15 protein-coding genes are annotated in these 15,053 nt (G+C 64.3%); 6 read left to right on the plus strand and 9 right to left on the minus strand.

Going from position 1 to position 15,053, the window contains the following annotated elements; all coding sequences use genetic code 11:
- Positions 1 to 61: 61 nt before the first annotated feature.
- The 6 genes from PMI38_RS03310 to dinG all read right to left on the minus strand — a co-directional run bounded on the left by PMI38_RS03310 (position 62) and on the right by dinG (position 8,258).
- Positions 62 to 526 carry a glycine zipper 2TM domain-containing protein gene (locus PMI38_RS03310; protein WP_008090626.1) on the minus strand — a complete coding sequence of 155 codons (465 nt, stop codon included), beginning with the start codon at positions 524 to 526 and terminating at the stop codon, positions 62 to 64.
- A gap of 235 nt (positions 527 to 761) precedes the next feature.
- Positions 762 to 1,409 (minus strand): pyridoxamine 5'-phosphate oxidase, encoded by a 648-nt coding sequence (gene pdxH / locus PMI38_RS03315; protein ID WP_008090628.1) that lies wholly within the window; start codon positions 1,407 to 1,409, stop codon positions 762 to 764.
- A gap of 19 nt (positions 1,410 to 1,428) precedes the next feature.
- Positions 1,429 to 2,412, minus strand: a complete 984-nt coding sequence (locus PMI38_RS03320) for an OmpA family protein (RefSeq protein WP_008090629.1) — start codon at positions 2,410 to 2,412, stop codon at positions 1,429 to 1,431.
- 99 nt (positions 2,413 to 2,511) lie between these two features.
- Positions 2,512 to 3,657: an EstA family serine hydrolase gene (locus PMI38_RS03325; protein WP_008090630.1), complete on the minus strand. Its 1,146-nt coding sequence runs from the start codon at positions 3,655 to 3,657 to the stop codon at positions 2,512 to 2,514.
- 140 nt (positions 3,658 to 3,797) lie between these two features.
- Positions 3,798 to 6,032: a beta-galactosidase gene (locus tag PMI38_RS03330; RefSeq protein WP_008090631.1), complete on the minus strand. Its 2,235-nt coding sequence runs from the start codon at positions 6,030 to 6,032 to the stop codon at positions 3,798 to 3,800.
- Positions 6,033 to 6,113: 81 nt separating this feature from the next.
- Positions 6,114 to 8,258, minus strand: coding sequence for an ATP-dependent DNA helicase DinG (gene dinG, locus PMI38_RS03335; RefSeq protein WP_008090633.1), 2,145 nt, complete (start codon positions 8,256 to 8,258; stop codon positions 6,114 to 6,116).
- A gap of 98 nt (positions 8,259 to 8,356) precedes the next feature.
- Here dinG and PMI38_RS03340 point away from each other — a divergent pair, with 98 nt between their 5' ends.
- Positions 8,357 to 8,821 (plus strand): CopD family protein, encoded by a 465-nt coding sequence (locus tag PMI38_RS03340; protein WP_008090634.1) that lies wholly within the window; start codon positions 8,357 to 8,359, stop codon positions 8,819 to 8,821.
- A 5-nt stretch (positions 8,822 to 8,826) separates the two neighbouring features.
- On the opposite strand, the gene PMI38_RS03345 is transcribed toward PMI38_RS03340, so the two are convergent.
- From PMI38_RS03345 to PMI38_RS03355, 3 genes are all read right to left on the minus strand, one after another.
- Positions 8,827 to 9,102: a DUF1145 domain-containing protein gene (locus tag PMI38_RS03345; RefSeq protein WP_008090636.1), complete on the minus strand. Its 276-nt coding sequence runs from the start codon at positions 9,100 to 9,102 to the stop codon at positions 8,827 to 8,829.
- 20 nt (positions 9,103 to 9,122) lie between these two features.
- Positions 9,123 to 9,836 (minus strand): OmpA family protein, encoded by a 714-nt coding sequence (locus PMI38_RS03350; RefSeq protein ID WP_043272909.1) that lies wholly within the window; start codon positions 9,834 to 9,836, stop codon positions 9,123 to 9,125.
- Positions 9,837 to 9,923: 87 nt separating this feature from the next.
- Positions 9,924 to 10,616, minus strand: a complete 693-nt coding sequence (locus PMI38_RS03355) for an OmpA family protein (RefSeq protein ID WP_008090638.1) — start codon at positions 10,614 to 10,616, stop codon at positions 9,924 to 9,926.
- Between the two features lie 158 nt (positions 10,617 to 10,774).
- Between PMI38_RS03355 and PMI38_RS03360 the strand changes: the two genes are divergently transcribed.
- The 5 genes from PMI38_RS03360 to PMI38_RS03380 all read left to right on the plus strand — a co-directional run bounded on the left by PMI38_RS03360 (position 10,775) and on the right by PMI38_RS03380 (position 15,026).
- Positions 10,775 to 11,269 (plus strand): DUF6231 family protein, encoded by a 495-nt coding sequence (locus PMI38_RS03360; RefSeq protein WP_008090639.1) that lies wholly within the window; start codon positions 10,775 to 10,777, stop codon positions 11,267 to 11,269.
- A 2-nt stretch (positions 11,270 to 11,271) separates the two neighbouring features.
- On the plus strand, positions 11,272 to 11,748 hold the full coding sequence (locus PMI38_RS03365; protein ID WP_043272911.1) for a YchJ family protein: 477 nt from the start codon (positions 11,272 to 11,274) through the stop codon (positions 11,746 to 11,748).
- Positions 11,749 to 11,750: 2 nt separating this feature from the next.
- Positions 11,751 to 12,227 carry an LEA type 2 family protein gene (locus PMI38_RS03370; protein ID WP_008090641.1) on the plus strand — a complete coding sequence of 159 codons (477 nt, stop codon included), beginning with the start codon at positions 11,751 to 11,753 and terminating at the stop codon, positions 12,225 to 12,227.
- 7 nt (positions 12,228 to 12,234) lie between these two features.
- Positions 12,235 to 12,438 carry an SEC-C metal-binding domain-containing protein gene (locus PMI38_RS26340; protein ID WP_008090658.1) on the plus strand — a complete coding sequence of 68 codons (204 nt, stop codon included), beginning with the start codon at positions 12,235 to 12,237 and terminating at the stop codon, positions 12,436 to 12,438.
- A gap of 146 nt (positions 12,439 to 12,584) precedes the next feature.
- Entirely contained in the window at positions 12,585 to 15,026 is a 2,442-nt protein-coding gene (locus PMI38_RS03380) for a penicillin acylase family protein (protein ID WP_008090660.1), read from the plus strand.
- The last annotated feature ends 27 nt before the right edge of the window (positions 15,027 to 15,053 follow it).

Genomic DNA, 15,053 nt, shown 5'->3' on the forward strand with positions numbered 1-15,053 from the left:
ACAGACAACAAAAAACCCCGAACAGGCCAAGCCCGTTCGGGGTTTTGTCTATCAGCTGCTATCAGCGCGTAACGCGGCTGGTACCGTCGACGGTCAGGATGCGCACGCGCTCGCCCACACGGAACACTTCGTTCTCCTGCACGGCTTGCACATAGGCGCGCGTGCTGCCGTCGTCTTCGCGCACGGTGATCTCCACACCCTGGGTGCGGGTCAGGCCTTCCTCGGCGGCCGAGCCTGCCAGGCCACCGGCCACGGCACCGATCACAGCGGCCACGATACTGCCGCGGCCACCACCGACAGCGCTACCGGCCACACCACCGACAATCGCACCAGCACCCCCGCCGATCGGCGTCTTGGTGCCTTCGATCTTGACCGGACGCAAGGCCTCGATGGTGCCCATGCGCACGGTCTGCACGCGACGGGCCTCATCACGGGAGTAACTGTCGCCAGTCAGGCTGGAGGCGCAGCCACCCAGCAACAACGACATGGTGGTGAAGGTCGCCACCAGCAAAGCGGATTTACGCATGGGTAAAGTCTCCATAAATTCAGGTGTCCATTAGACGCTGCGCCCAAGCAACTGTCACGACGCAGGCGTAACAAAATCGGTTTCATTCAGCGCCCATACAGCAAGTACAGGCGATCTCCCAGGTCTCTAACGTCAGACCAAGGATAGCCATGGATTACTGCATCGAGGTATTGGGAGACAGCGCAGCCGGAGACAGCCGCGATGTGGAAAGGGCCGCGATGCGGCCCCAGAGGTCTCAGGGAGCCAACCGCTCGCGCAGCCAGCGCGCCTCGACCAGGCGGTAGTTCAAGCGATCATGCAGGCGGCTGGCGCGCCCTTGCCAGAACTCGATGCGCTCGGGCAGCAGGCGGTAACCGCCCCAATGCTCGGGGCAATGCGGCTGAGTGTCGGAAAAGCGCGACTCGGTCGCCTTGACCAACCCTTCCAACGCTTCACGGCTGGCGATTACCTGGCTCTGTGGCGAAGCCCACGCACCCAGGCGGCTACCCAGAGGGCGCACCTGGTAGTAGTCGTCCGACTCCTTGGCCGTCACCTTTTCCACCCGTCCTTCGATACGCACCTGGCGTTCCAGCGCCGGCCAGAAGAAGGTCATGGCGGCGAAGGGGTTGGCCAGCAGCTGCTGACCCTTGGCACTGTCGTAGTTGGTGAAGAAGGTGAAACCACGGTCATCGAGCCCCTTGAGCAGCAAAACGCGGCAATGGGGCCGGCCCTCGCCATCGACGGTGGCGAGGGTAAGGGCGTTGGCCTCTACCGGGGGTTGCTCGGTCTTCACCGCATCTGCAAACCACTGGTGGAACAGAGCGAACGGCTCCTCCGGGGCCTTGGCTTCCGCCAGGCCATCACGGGTGTAGTCGCGGCGCATATCGGCCAGGGATTGGGTCATGGCTGCGTTTCCTTGACGATCAGTTGGTCTTCGCAGGGCTGTTGGCGGCCAACTTCTTGTCAGCAGTCGCTTTCTTGGCGGCGGGCTTGGCCGGCGCGGCTTTTTTCTTGGCTGTGGACTTGGCAGCTGGCTTGGCTGCGGCTTTCTTCGCGGCTGGCTTGGCAGCGGACTTGGCAGCTGGCTTGCTGTCGACAGCCTTGGCGGCCGGTGCCTTGGCATCCTGCACGGCAACCATGGAAGCCGGGGTCGGCGCTGGTGCGGCTTGCTGGTACTTGGCCAGCAGCGCGACCATGGTGTTTTGTGGGGTCAACAGCATTTCCACGCGGCGGTTGAGCGCACGGCCTTCGGGACTGTCGTTGGCCGCACGCGGCATTTCCGCACCCATGCCCTTGAGGCTCAGGCGGTCACGCTTCAAACCGCTGAGGCGGAAGATCGCCGAAACCGACGCGGCGCGCTCCAGGCTGAGTTTCTGGTTGGTAGCGGCCACGCCACTGGTGTCGGCATGGCCGAGTACCAGCACGGCGGTCTTGGGGTCGCCCTCGACGGCCTTGGCCACGCGGGTGATCGGACCCAGGCTCATCGGCAGCAGCATGTTGGGACGATCCGGGTTGTACGAACTGTCGACCGGAATGGTTACCGCCAGCACGTTTTCGCGGCGCTCCAGTTGCAGCTTGCTGTCCTTGATGGCTTCGCGCAGCTTCGGCTCGTATTCGTCAAGCCATGCCTGGGTGGCTTTCTGGTCGATCTTCGGTACCACTGGCCCCTTGGCCTGCTTGTCGTCACCGCCAAATGGCCACCACCAGCGGCTGGCACTTTCCGACTTGGCATCGGCCTTGGCGACCTTTTCGTTGACGGCTTGCTTCACTTCCTGCTCTGCAACCTTGTCCGAACCGAAAGGCCACCAGGCGCTGGCGCCACCTTTCGATGCATCCTGAGAATGGCTGGCACAGCCGGTCATGGCGGTCAGGCACAGGGCGAGAGCTAAGGTTTTATGTGAAGACATCAGCGATACACCATGAATTAGAAAGAATTTTCGCCAGCACACCGCAGTGCGCTGGCATTGAGGATAACAAAGGGGCCGTGCAATACCCGCGTTACCCGATCAAAGGCACGTCCCAAGGACCCGTACCAGCTGCTGGGCCCTTGGGTCCATGAGCACGTAAGGGCCAAGGGTATTGACCACGAATCCGAAGGCCACATCGTGCTCAGGGTCGGCGAAACCGACCGAGCCGCCGGCGCCTGGGTGACCGAAGGCACGGGCACCGAGACCGAAGGTGGCGTTGGCAACATCGGGCTGGTCGAGCATGCAGCCCAGGCCGAATCGGGTCTGGGTCAGCAGGGTACGATCCTGGCCGAGGCTGTGCTCGCGGGTCAGTTCGTCGAGCAGTTCGGACTCCAGCAGGCTGCCGTCGAGCAAACCGGCATAAAAGCCTGCCAGGCTGCGAGCGTTCCCATGGCCGTTGGCCGCGGGCTGTTGCATGCGCCGCCACTCGGGTTTGTTGGTGCTGGTGAGGATCGCCGGTGGGTTGGTAAAGGCACGGGTGGACAGCGCCTCCGGCTCACGCATGGTCACCTGCAGCAGGCGCTGGGCCGCGGCATCGCCGGCATTGCCTTTGCCGCGTGCGATATGCGCCACCCGATGAAATTCTTCGTCCGCAAGGCCGACATGGAAGTCCAGCCCCAGTGGGCGCGCGGTACGCGCGACGATCGACTCGCCCGGGCCACGCCCATCTGCTCGACGGATCAGCTCGCCGATCAGCCAGCCGTAGGTGATGGCGGCATAACCATGTTCGGTGCCGGGCGTCCACCACGGTGTTTCGGCGGCCAGGGCATCGACCATCGCTTGCCAGTCGTACAGCGCCTGCGCCGGCAGCAACTGGCGAATCGCCGGCAAACCGGCGCGGTGGCTGAGCAGCTGTCGAAGGGTGATGCCGTCCTTGCCCGCCTGGGCGAACTCAGGCCAATAGCGCGCTACCGGGACATCCAGGGCCAGCTTGCCCTCGCCCACCAATTGCAGGGCAGTAACGGCGGTGAAGGTCTTGGTGCAGGAGAACAGGTTGGCGATGGTATCGCTGTGCCAGGCTTGCTGGCCGTCCTTGTCGGCACTGCCTGCCCACAAGTCGATCACGGTTTCGCCGCCGATCTGGATGCACAACGCCGCACCGCGCTCCTGGGGATCATCGAACAAGGCGGCGAACGCTTCGCGCACTGCCTCGAATTTCAGCTCATAGTGACCCTGGATCTGCACCCGCCTGCTCTCCGTACGACCTTGCCGAAAAATGGCGTGCATTGTTTCAGCAGTTAAGGGTTTTGCCTACTGGGCAGAGCCTGGTCATGGAGAAAATTCATGCCGATTGTTCAGCGATAGGCTGCACCGCCATGCCGAGTTCAAGGGGCTGGCTTTTCCAGCTGGCTGCGCAACTGACCAACGGCCTCCAGGTTGCTCTTGCGTACCGCTTCGACAAAGCCCGCAAACGGCACATCGGTAATTGCCACCAGGCCCAGGTGGCCGTTCTCGCCATCGAGCAAACGACCACTGGCAGGCTGGTCAAGGTACTGGAACCAATGGGCGCCAACGATCATCGGCTGGGCCAGCGCCGCCTTGAGGAAGTTGCCATACGCCGGCCCACGGTCTTCTTCTCGTGCCACTTCAACAGGCCCGGGCCAGAACGGCCCACGGTCACGTGAGCCGAACTGGAATTCCGACACCAGCACCGGCTTGTCCAGCTCGGCCAGACGGGAGAAGTCGTAGCCGTCTTCGGGCTTGAGGGTATAGAAGTTGAAACTCAGCACATCGCAGAACTCGGCGCAGGCCTTGACCGCCTCCGGGGTGCTCAGCGCGTAGCGCCCCCCCAGCAACAGATGGTTGGGGGCATGCCATTTCAGTGCGTCGGAGATGGTCTTGAAATAGGTTTGCGCGAACACTTGCTGGAAATACTGGAAATCACGCTCGATTTCCGGGTGCTCGGGGTTGGGCAACGGTGCCTCGAAACCTGGGTCCTCCATCAGCTCCCAGGCCTGCAGGTCGATACCCCAGGCCTTGGACAAGCCTGCCTGGTTGCGGTACTTGTCGCGCAACTGCTTGAGGAACGCGCGCTTGGCCGGCACATCGGTGGTCAGGCGCAGGGTCCCGTAGGCCAGGCCATACCGTGCCTTGGGGTCGTTGCCAGGCGCCGCCCAGGCCAGTTCGTTGTCGGCGAAGTAACCGATCAGCCAAGGGTCGTCACGGTGATCGCGGGCAGCGATGGCCACGGCACGTTCGGTGGCCATGGCGAAACGCGGGTCGAATGGGTCGGGCATGCGGCCCCACCAGTCCATGCCCGTACTGATGCTGGCATAGTCGCCGACGATCGACAGCGGCAAGGTGTACGGCAGGCGTTTGGCCTGGGCCAACGCCGGGTCGCTCCAGTTACCCAGGGTGTTGAAACCCCAGGCCTGCAGGCGGTCCAGGGTATGCGCCTGCCAGCGGGTATCGTCCAGCGCAGGCGGCGGGCAGTCGGCGGCCGGTTGCCCCTCCACATGCGCGCACGGCTTGCCATAGGTGCGCTGGAGGTTGGCGGCATAGAAGTCGAACCAACGCCCTTGCTTGAAGGCGCGCCCTTGTGACGAAGCATTGCCATCGTCATTGTTGCCTTCGCCATAGAAAGCTGCCGCCGCGTCGCCTTGGCCCGGCAATGCAGCGAACATGCCTTCGCGCCCTGTGACATAGGTACGCCCGCCATCAGCGGTCACGGCGTTGACACCCAGGGAGTAGAACGGGTGGCCATCAGGGGTTACCAGGTACCAACGGCCATCGCGTTTCTCGGTACGGAAGAAGCCCTTGGCCTCGAATGCAGGTCCCGCCACCACACCACCATAGGTATCCAGCGGCTGTTTCTGGCGCTCGACCAGCCAGCCCTTGAGTTGCTGCTGCTCACGGCTGTCCGCGGCCTTCAGCTGTTCGTCGTTGACGATTTTTTCGGGCCAGCGGCCACGGGTGGACTGACCATAGGTATCGATCAGGGCGTGGTAGGCCGCCTGGTAGGCCAGGTCATCATCCTGGATACCGACCTTTTCGATCAGCAGGTTCTGCGCCACCTTGGGCGCGGGAATGGTCAGGCTGACGGAAACCACCTGCTTGAGGTCGATTTCACCTGCGCTACTGGTCAACACGAGACGTTGGCCTTCTAATACCCAAGGCATCGGTGGGCCGGCGCGCATGCCTTGGCTCAATGGCGAAGTGGCCTTGAGCGGCACCATGACGGTTTGCGCCGGTCCCGCTGGAAGGTCGATGCGGCTGGTCAGGGTACGCCCATCACTGCCCAGCACCGTGACATCGACGGTCAGTGCCCAATCCATGGCGCTCTGCAGGCGCAAGGTGAGGAACTGTCCGGCTGACCAGTCCCACACGCCCGTCTGCGGGCTCAGGCGCAAGGTTGGCCGTTCGACCGGGTTGAACACCACCCGCCGCAAAACCTCGCCTTCCGCGGTCTGTTCCGCGTTGTACTGCGGCATGCCAGTCCCTTCGGTTGCCACGGTGACCACCGAGGCCGGGCGCACGAAGCTGAACAGCGTCTGCTGCCCAGCCAGCAGGGGCGTGCTGAGCAACAGGGTAAGAACTGCAGGCAAGGTGCGACGGATCATAGGGCTCAGGCTCTCCTTCAAGGCCCACTTGAGCCCACGACCGAGTGATGGACAACAGGCCGGAGCAGGATGCTCCGGCCGTCAGGAAATCTCCCGCCGGAAGGGCGGCAGCGCATTGAGAATAGCCTTGCCGTAGCGCTGGGTGACCAAGCGCCGATCGAGCAAGGTGATAATGCCGCGATCCTGTTCGGTACGCAGCAGACGGCCGCAGGCCTGGATCAGCTTCAGCGAGGCATCGGGCACGGCAATTTCCATGAACGGGTTGCCGCCGCGGGCTTCGATCCACTCGGCCAACGCCGCTTCGACCGGGTCATCCGGTACGGCGAAGGGGATCTTGGCGATCACCACGTGTTCGCAGTAGGCACCCGGCAAGTCGACACCTTCGGCGAAACTCGCCAGACCGAACAGCACGCTGTGCTGGCCATCGTCGACCCGCGCCTTGTGCTTGTTCAGGGTTTCCTGCTTGGACAGGTTGCCCTGGATCAGCACCAGCTTGCGCCAATCGCGGTCCAGGCCGTCGAACACTTCCTGCATCTGCTTGCGCGAAGAGAACAGCACCAGGGCGCCGCGGGCGTCTTCGACGATAGCGGGCAGCTCGCGGATGATCGCGGCGGTATGCGCGGCCGCATCGCGCGGGTCAGCCTTGAGGTCGGGCACCCGCAGCAGGCCGGCATCGCCGTGCACGAACGGGCTGGGCACCACACAGGTCACGGCGTCGCGTGGCAAGCCCGAACGCATGCGGAAGCGGTCGAACTTGCCCAATGCGGTGAGGGTTGCCGAGGTCACCAGTGCACCGTGGGCCACACTCCACAGGCTGCGACGCAGCATCTCGGCAGCCAGGATGGGGCTTGCGTTGACTTCGATATCGAACAGCGCGCCACTCTCGGCCAGGGTCAGCCAGCGGGCCATGGGTGGGCTGTCTTGCGGGTCTTCTGCGGTAAAGGCGACCCACAACTCCCAGTTGCCCTGGGCCCGGGTGACCAGGCTGCCGAACAGCGGATACCACTCTTCGGCCTGGTGGCTGGCGATACCAATGTTGACCTCGCCGTCCATGCCTTCCTTGAGCAGGTCGGCCAGGCGGGTGAACAGGTCATTGAGGCGGGCAAAGCCTTTTTTCAGTTCGATGCCGACTTCGCGGATCTGCTCCGGCACCACGCCGCCCTCGAAGCGATAGCGTGGGCGCTCGCGCCCTTCGGTGTCTTCGCTGGGGCGAAAGTCCGCGACCTGCTCGCACAGGGTGAACATGAACTGCTGCTGGGTGCGGATTTCCCGCGCCAGCTCCGGCACCTGCTCGATCAGTTTGCCCAGGTCACCCGGCAAGGGGTGCTGGGCCAGCAGCTTGGTAAGGTTCTTGGCGGTCTGCTCCAGCCAGTCGGCGGTGGAGCGCAGCCGCGAATAGTGAGCGAAGTGGCCGATGGCCTTGTCTGGCAGGTGGTGGCCTTCGTCGAACACGTAAATGGTGTCGCGCGGGTCGGGCAGCACCGCGCCACCGCCCAGGGCCAGGTCGGCCAGGACCATGTCGTGGTTGGTGACGATCACATCGACCTTGCCCATGCCTTCGCGGGCCTTGTAGAACACGCACTGCTGGAAGTTCGGGCAATGGCGGCCGGTGCACTGGCTGTGATCGGTGGTCAGGCGCGCCCAGTCCTGGTCTTCCAGGGCCTCGGACCAGCTGTCGCGGTCACCGTCCCAACGGTTGCCGGCCAGCTTCTCGATCATGCTGTTGAACAGCTTCTGGCTGCGCTCGTCCACCTCGATGTGGAAGCCCTCTTCCTCGAACAGCTGGGCAGTGGCCGACTGCGCGTGGCCCTCCTGCAGCAGGATGTCGAGCTTGGACAGGCACAGGTAGCGGCCACGGCCCTTGGCCAGGGCGAAGCTGAAGTTCAGGCCACTGTTGCGCATCAGGTCGGGCAGGTCCTTGAAGACGATCTGCTCCTGCAGCGCCACGGTCGCGGTCGCGATCACCAGGCGCTTGCCGGCGGCCTTGGCGGCCGGAATCGCGGCCAGGCTGTAGGCGACCGTCTTGCCGGTACCGGTGCCCGCCTCCACCGCTACCACGGCGGGCTCGCCGGCACGGCGACCTTCATCGTCGCAGGCGATGTCGCCGAGCACCTTGGCCACTTCGGCGATCATCAGGCGCTGGCCGTAACGCGGCTTGAGGCTCTTGGCTTCGAGAAAACGCGAGTAGGCGCCCTGGATGGTGGCTTTGAGTTCGTTGCTGATCATGGTCTGCAGGCGCCCGGAGGGCTGGATATATTTTCAGTGTTTTGCATGGGGCGGCTATCATACCCCGCTATTGCCCTTTGTGCCGCATGGAGATCCAGATGCTCGCCTTTGCCTTACCCTACACATTGCATGTCCTGGCCGCCCTGGTGTGGGTCGGCGGCATGTTCTTCGCCTGGCTGGTGCTACGCCCTGCAACGGTTGCAGCCCTGGAGGGGCCGGCCCGGCTGCGCCTGTGGGTGGAAGTTTTCCGACGCTTTTTCCGATGGGTCTGGCTGGCAGTGGCCATTCTGGCGATAAGTGGTATCGGCATGTTGCACATGCGGTTCAATGGTTTCGAGACGGCCCCCAAGTACATTCATGTGATGATTGGCGGCGGCATCGCCATGTTCGCGCTGTTCATGCGCATTCAGGCATTGCTGTTGCCGGAGTTGAAGACGGCGGTGCAGGCCGAGGACTGGGCAGCGGGGGCGGCAGTGCTCGGCCGGATCCGGCGCATGGTCGGGGTGAACCTCTTGCTGGGGCTGGCGGTAGTGGCAGTGGCCAGTTCGCGACTGCTGATGTAGGCCCGTCAGCCACGCCGCGGCAGCTGTGGCTGCCGCGGTATCGACATGACGTGGAAGATCCCCGTCAGCAGTATCTGCAATCGATCGAACCAACGATGGCTACGCCCACGCAGGCTGCCATTGAAAAACAACACTTCCAGCACATGCAGACTCAGCAACGCGATGCCCGCCGCATTGATCAACAGGTTGAACGGCAAGGGTTGCGGCATCAGCTGGTTGAACAGCACCACGCCCCAGAATGCGATCGTCAGCACCTTGCCCAGGCCCAGGATGAATTTCATTTTCCGCCCCTCTCTCGTTCTCAGTTGAGGTGCAGGTCGACCCGCCGATTGTGTGCACGACCTTCCTCGGTGTCGTTTTCCGCCACCGGCTCACTGGCCCCGCGCCCTTCACTGGTGACCTTCTGCGGTGCCATCCCCTGACTGATCAGGTACTCGGCAACACTGGCGGCACGCCGTTCGGAAAGTGCCTGGTTGTAGCTGGCGGAGCCAACATTGTCGGTATGGCCGACCACCCTGATACAGGACACGCCCAACTCGTTGAGCCTTGGCAACAGGCTTTGCAGCCGCTGCTGGCTACCCGTCGTGAGGTCGGCGGAGTTGAACGCGAACATCACCTGGCCCTGGTCGTCGAGGGAGATCACCTCTGGTTGAGGCTCAGGCGCAGGCTGGCTGGGCGGATACTGCGGCAACGGGCAGCCCATGTGGTCGACCGCCGTGCCGGCCGGCGTGTCGGGGCAGCGGTCACGGCGATCGAACACCCCATCTTCGTCTTTGTCACCGTCCTGGGCATAACAGATCAGGCCACCGGCAATGGCGCCCAGTGCACCGCCGCCTGCGGCCCAGCTCGAACTTTCGATGGCGCCCAGGCCACCGCCGGCCAGACCACCCAGCAGGCTGCAGATCGGCCAGGTCCTTTGATTGAGGGGCGCACTGCCATCGCTGTGGGTGGCGCAGCCTGCGAGCAGGCTGGTGACCACCAGCAACGGCAACGCCGCCTTTGACATGACACTCATCATGAATGCTCCTGTGTCGTTGGCCGCAACCGGCTTACAGGAGTAAAGACGCGCCCGCGCCACTTCTCAAGGCGCGGGCGCAGGCCGTCAGCGCTGGATCTTGATCTCGGTGCGACGGTTCATCGAACGCCCATCGGCCGTGGCGTTGTCTGCCACTGGCTGGGTCTCGCCGGCACCGACCACCGAGACGAAGCTGGCACGCGGGACGCCGCTCTCGATCAGGTAATCGGTCACCGAGTGGGCACGGCGCTCGGACAGTTTCTGGTTGTAGCTGTCGGAGCCGACGCTATCGGTATGGCCGGAGACGCTCAGGCGAGCGCTTGGCGCTTCCTGCTTCAGGCGCGTGGCGATGGTGTTCAGGCGCTCCTTGTCGGCGGCAGTCAGGCGCGCCGAGTCGAACTCGAAGTGCACATCACGGATGACGATGACTTCTTCTTTCTGGACGACCACTTCCTCGACCACCGGCGCCGGTTCCGGCGGGCAGCCATTGGCATCGACCTGCACGCCGCGTGGCGTGCCCGGGCACTTGTCGCGGCTGTCCGGCACGCCATCACCGTCTTCGTCGCCATCGCCGTGAGCCCAGCAGTAGCCGGCTGCCAGACCGCCGCCAAGCAGCGCGCCCCAACCCGCCCACGATGAACTTTCGATGGCGCCCAAGCCGGCACCGGTAATGCCCCCGACGGCAGCACACTTCGGCCAGTCGGTTTTTTGCAAACCTGCACAACCAGTCAACACACTGGTGAGCAGTACCAGGGGTATCGCTGTGCGTACTATGCTCATTTTGTAGCTTCTCCTAGGGGGAATCGGCATAAGACCGATCTCTGGGAGTAAAGACCGCGCAATCGATCCCTGCCAGCGATAAGCCACGACCCGGCACATGCCCCTTTGCCCGCAGGCAATGGCCCGCTAGTCTTGGTCAACCTGAACGAGGATTGGCAATGACCGACGGTTTTTCCCAACGCACGCCGCAGCAGGCCCTGGCGGCCTTGCTCGAACGCTTCACCCCGCAACGTTTGCTGCTGGTGGGCACGCGCTTTCCGGCCCTTGAGGCATTTGCCCAGGCTCACCCGCAGGTGACCATCGAAACCACCGCGCCCGGTCCGCTGCCAGCCGCGCTCGCCGCTCAGCGCTTCGACCTGGCCGTGCTGGTGGACTGCCTGGAACACCTGCCCAAGCGCACCGGCCTGGAGCTGCTAGGGGGCATTCGCAACCTCAATGCCAGCCGCGTGGCGGTACTGGCCGATTTGCCTGCCTGTGGCTGGCAGGACACCGACTTTTTCGCCCTGGCCCTGTCGGCCAGCGAGAAATTCCGGCGCGACGAACAAGTATTGAGCTTGTTCACCTATGATCTACATGACTACAAGCAGGTCCCCGACTGGCTCAACGCCAAGTTCTGGGCCAACCCTGAAAACTTCGGCAAGTATTGGTGGTGATGATGAGTGTCTCGGTTTGCCCTTGTGGCAGCGGCAACCTGCTCGACGCCTGCTGCGGGCACTACCACGGCGGTACCCCGGCACCGGATGCCCAGACACTCATGCGCTCGCGCTACAGTGCCTATGTGCTGGGCCTGATCGACTACCTGGTGGCCACTACCCTGCCCGCCCAACAGGCCGGGCTGGACTGTGCCGCCATGAGCGCCTGGAGCGCCCAGAGCACCTGGCTGGGCCTGGAAGTGGAAAACGCCGAGGTGCTCGGCGGCCAGCCCGAACACGCCTTCGTCACCTTTACCGCGCGCTGGCATGACCAGGAGGGCGACCACCAGCACCGCGAGCGCTCGGCGTTCGTGCAGCACGACGGGCGCTGGTACTTCATCGACCCGACCGTCGAGCTCAAGGCCGGGCGCAATGACCCCTGCCCGTGCAACAGCGGGCAGAAGTTCAAGAAATGCTGCGCCAGCTACCTCGGTAACTGAGCATGATCGCCCAAGCCCGTCTGCTCCTGCTCGGCGCCCTGCTGGCCTTGCTGACGGGCTGCGCGATCTGGGGCGACGACGACTGGCGCGACCCCGAGGTGCACCTGGTCAAGGTCGAGACCGTCAAGGCGCGCCTGCTGGAGCAGGAGTTCGTGTTGCACCTGCGCATCGAAAACCCCAACGACAGCCGCCTGTTCATTCGCAACCTGGAGTACTCGCTGTGGCTCAACGACCTGCGGCTGGTCGAGGACGATGTGAGTATCTGGCGCAGTGTCGGTGGCCACGCCCGGCGCACCTTCAAGATCACCGCACGGACCAACCTCTGGCAGCAGCTCAAGCCCTTGGCCAAGCTGTTGCGCACTGAGCAACCGCTGCGCTACCGATTGCAGGGTGAACTGGCTACCGGGCTGCTCATCCATCGGGACCTGCACTTGTCGCGCAGTGGTGAGATAATCCCCGGCGATTTCATACCGGAGTAACCCTGCAATGACCCAGCAACCCCATGTTCATGGCCCAGACTGCGACCACGGTCATGATCACCACCACGATCACGACCACGGCCATGTGCACGGCCCGCATTGCAACCACGGCCACCAGGAGCCGGTTCGCAACGCCCTGAAGGACGTCGGCCGTAATGACCCTTGCCCATGCGGCAGCCAGAAGAAGTTCAAGAAGTGCCACGGCGCCTGACCAGGTGCCTGGCTGCCAGTTTCAGGCTTTGCGCCTGAAGCTGGCGACCGCTGGTAAATAAAGCTTCAACGCACCTTGCACGGCGACTGCGCGCTCACTACCTTAGCGCCTTTCAAACCCCGCCACGCCCTGCAGGAGCCCTTGTCATGGCCGCCCCCGTCTTTTTCCCCTTCCGCCCGCGGTTTACCCGCACGGCCACGCTGCTTGGCATGCTCGGGCTTGCCGGCTGCCAGATGGGGGGCTATCAGGACAGCGTGCCACCGACCACCGGTGTGCAACCGCTCAAAGGCCTGGCGCAGAACGTGTCGGTACGACGCAACGCCATGGGCGCGCCGCTGATCGAGAGCAGCAACTTCCATGACGCCCTGTTCAGCCTCGGCTATGTGCATGCCGGTGACCGTATCGAGCAGATGCTCGCCATGCGCCTGCTGGCCCAGGGGCGTTTGGCGGAAATGGCGGGTAGCGAGGCGCTGGACATCGACCGCCTGATGCGAGCGGCCAACCTCAAGCAGAATGCCACCCAGCTCTATGCCGATGCTTCGCCACGCCTCAAGCGCTTCTTCGAAGTCTATGCCCGCGGCGTCAACGCCTACCTGTTCCGCTACCGCGACAAGCTGCCGGCCAACCTCGCCAGCAGCGGCTATCGCCCGGAATACTGGAAGCCTGAGGACTCGGCGCTGATCTTCAGCCTGTATGCCTTCAGCCAATCGGTGAACCTGCAGGAAGAACTCAGTGCCCTGGCCCTGGCCCAACAGGTGGGCAGCGACAAACTTGCGTGGTTGCTGCCCGGCGCACCGGACGAACCGCTGGCAGACGCCGAGGTTGAAAAGCTCAAGGGCCTGAACCTGAACAGCCAGCTGCCAGGTCTGCCCGCCTTGGCCGCGGCCAGCCAGAAGCTCGCCGACCTGGGCCTGCTCGGCAGTCCCGGTTCCGCCAACCTGGCCCTGGGCCCGCAGCGCAGCCGCAGTGGCAAGAGCCTGCTGGCCAGCGACAGCCGCGCCGCCTGGGCCCTGAGCCCGGTGCAGATCCACACCGGCAAGTACCAGGTCGCCGGCCTGTCGCTGCCAGGGCTGCCCATCGTTCTGGCTGGCTACAACGGCAAGCTGGCCTGGAGCAGCAGCGCGGTGATGGCCGACAACCAGGACCTGTACCTGGAGCAACTGCGCCATCAAGGCAGCCAGCTCAGCTACCTGGCCGATGGCAAATGGCAGCCGGCCCGCGCCCGCAGCGAAACCTTCTTCGTCCGCGGCCAGCGACCGCTGCGTGAAGTCATGTACGACACCCGTCATGGCACCCTGCTCGCTCAACCCGGCAACGCCAGCCTGGGCCTGGCCCTGAACCTGCCGCAGCTCAAGGGCGATCGCAGCCTCGATGCGCTGTTCGACCTGACCCGCGCGAAAACGGTCGAGCGCGCCTTCGACAGCACCCGCGAAGTCGCCGCGGCGGCGCTCAACTTCGTCTTCGCCGAGCCCGAGCACATTGGCTGGCAAGTCAGCGGCCGTTACCCCAACCGACGCGAAGGCCAAGGCCTGTTGCCGTCGCCGGGCTGGGACGGGCGCTACGACTGGGATGGCTTCGCCGACCCGATGCTCCACCCCTATGACCAGGACCCGCCTGAGGGCTGGATCGGCCACGCCAACCAGCGCAGCCTGCCACGCGGCTATGGCATGCAGTTGTCCAACACCTGGTACTACCCCGAGCGCGCCGAACGCCTGGCCCAGCTCGCCGGCAATGGGCGGCACGACAGCCGCAGCCTGATGGCCCTGCAGAACGACCAGGTAACGCTGCTGGCGGACAAGCTCAAGCAGATGTTCGACGCACCCGGCATGGCCCAGCCGCTCAAACAGGCCATTAACGCCCTTCCCCCCGCCCAAGGCGACAAGGCACGCGACGCCCTGGCGCGGCTCAAAGCCTTCGATGGCCGCTTGAGCCCGGTGTCGGCGGATGCGGCGTTGTATGAGCTGTTCCTGCAGGAGGTAGCGCGCCAGACCTTCCTCGACGACCTTGGCCCGGAATCCGGCCCGGCCTGGCAAGCGTTCGTCAGCAATGCCCAGCTGTCCTATTCGGCCCAGGCCGACCACCTGCTCGGCCGCGAGGACAGCCCGTTCTGGGATGATCGCAGCACGCCGCAGAAGGAAGACAAGCCGGCCATTCTCGCCCGCAGCCTGGCCGCTGCCGTGGATGCAGGCACCGCGCAACTCGGCGCCGATCGCCGCGCCTGGCAGTGGGGCAAACTGCACCAGTACCGTTGGCCGGCCCCGGCCTACCATGGCCTGGGCGATGCCCTCAGCCGCTCATCAATGGCCGCGGGTGGTGACTTCAGCACCTTGGCACTGACGCCTTATGCCTGGGGCAGCAATTTCGACACCCGCCTGCCGGCATCGGCGCGCATGGTCGTCGACTTCGGGCAGGCAGAGCCGCTGCAGGTGCTGACCAGCAACGGCCAGTCCGGCAACCCGGCCAGTGGGCATTACAGTGATGGGCTGGATGCGTGGTTCAAGGGACGGTTCATGAGCCTGCCGCTGCAACCGCAGAACTTCGGGCGGGCGTATGGCAATCAGCGGTTGACGTTGGTGCCGGGAAAGTAACGACGCGTGAGGGCTGACAGGCGCTCG

This window comes from Pseudomonas sp. GM84, assembly GCF_000282535.1.
In the GTDB taxonomy this organism is placed as follows: Bacteria; Pseudomonadota; Gammaproteobacteria; order Pseudomonadales; family Pseudomonadaceae; genus Aquipseudomonas.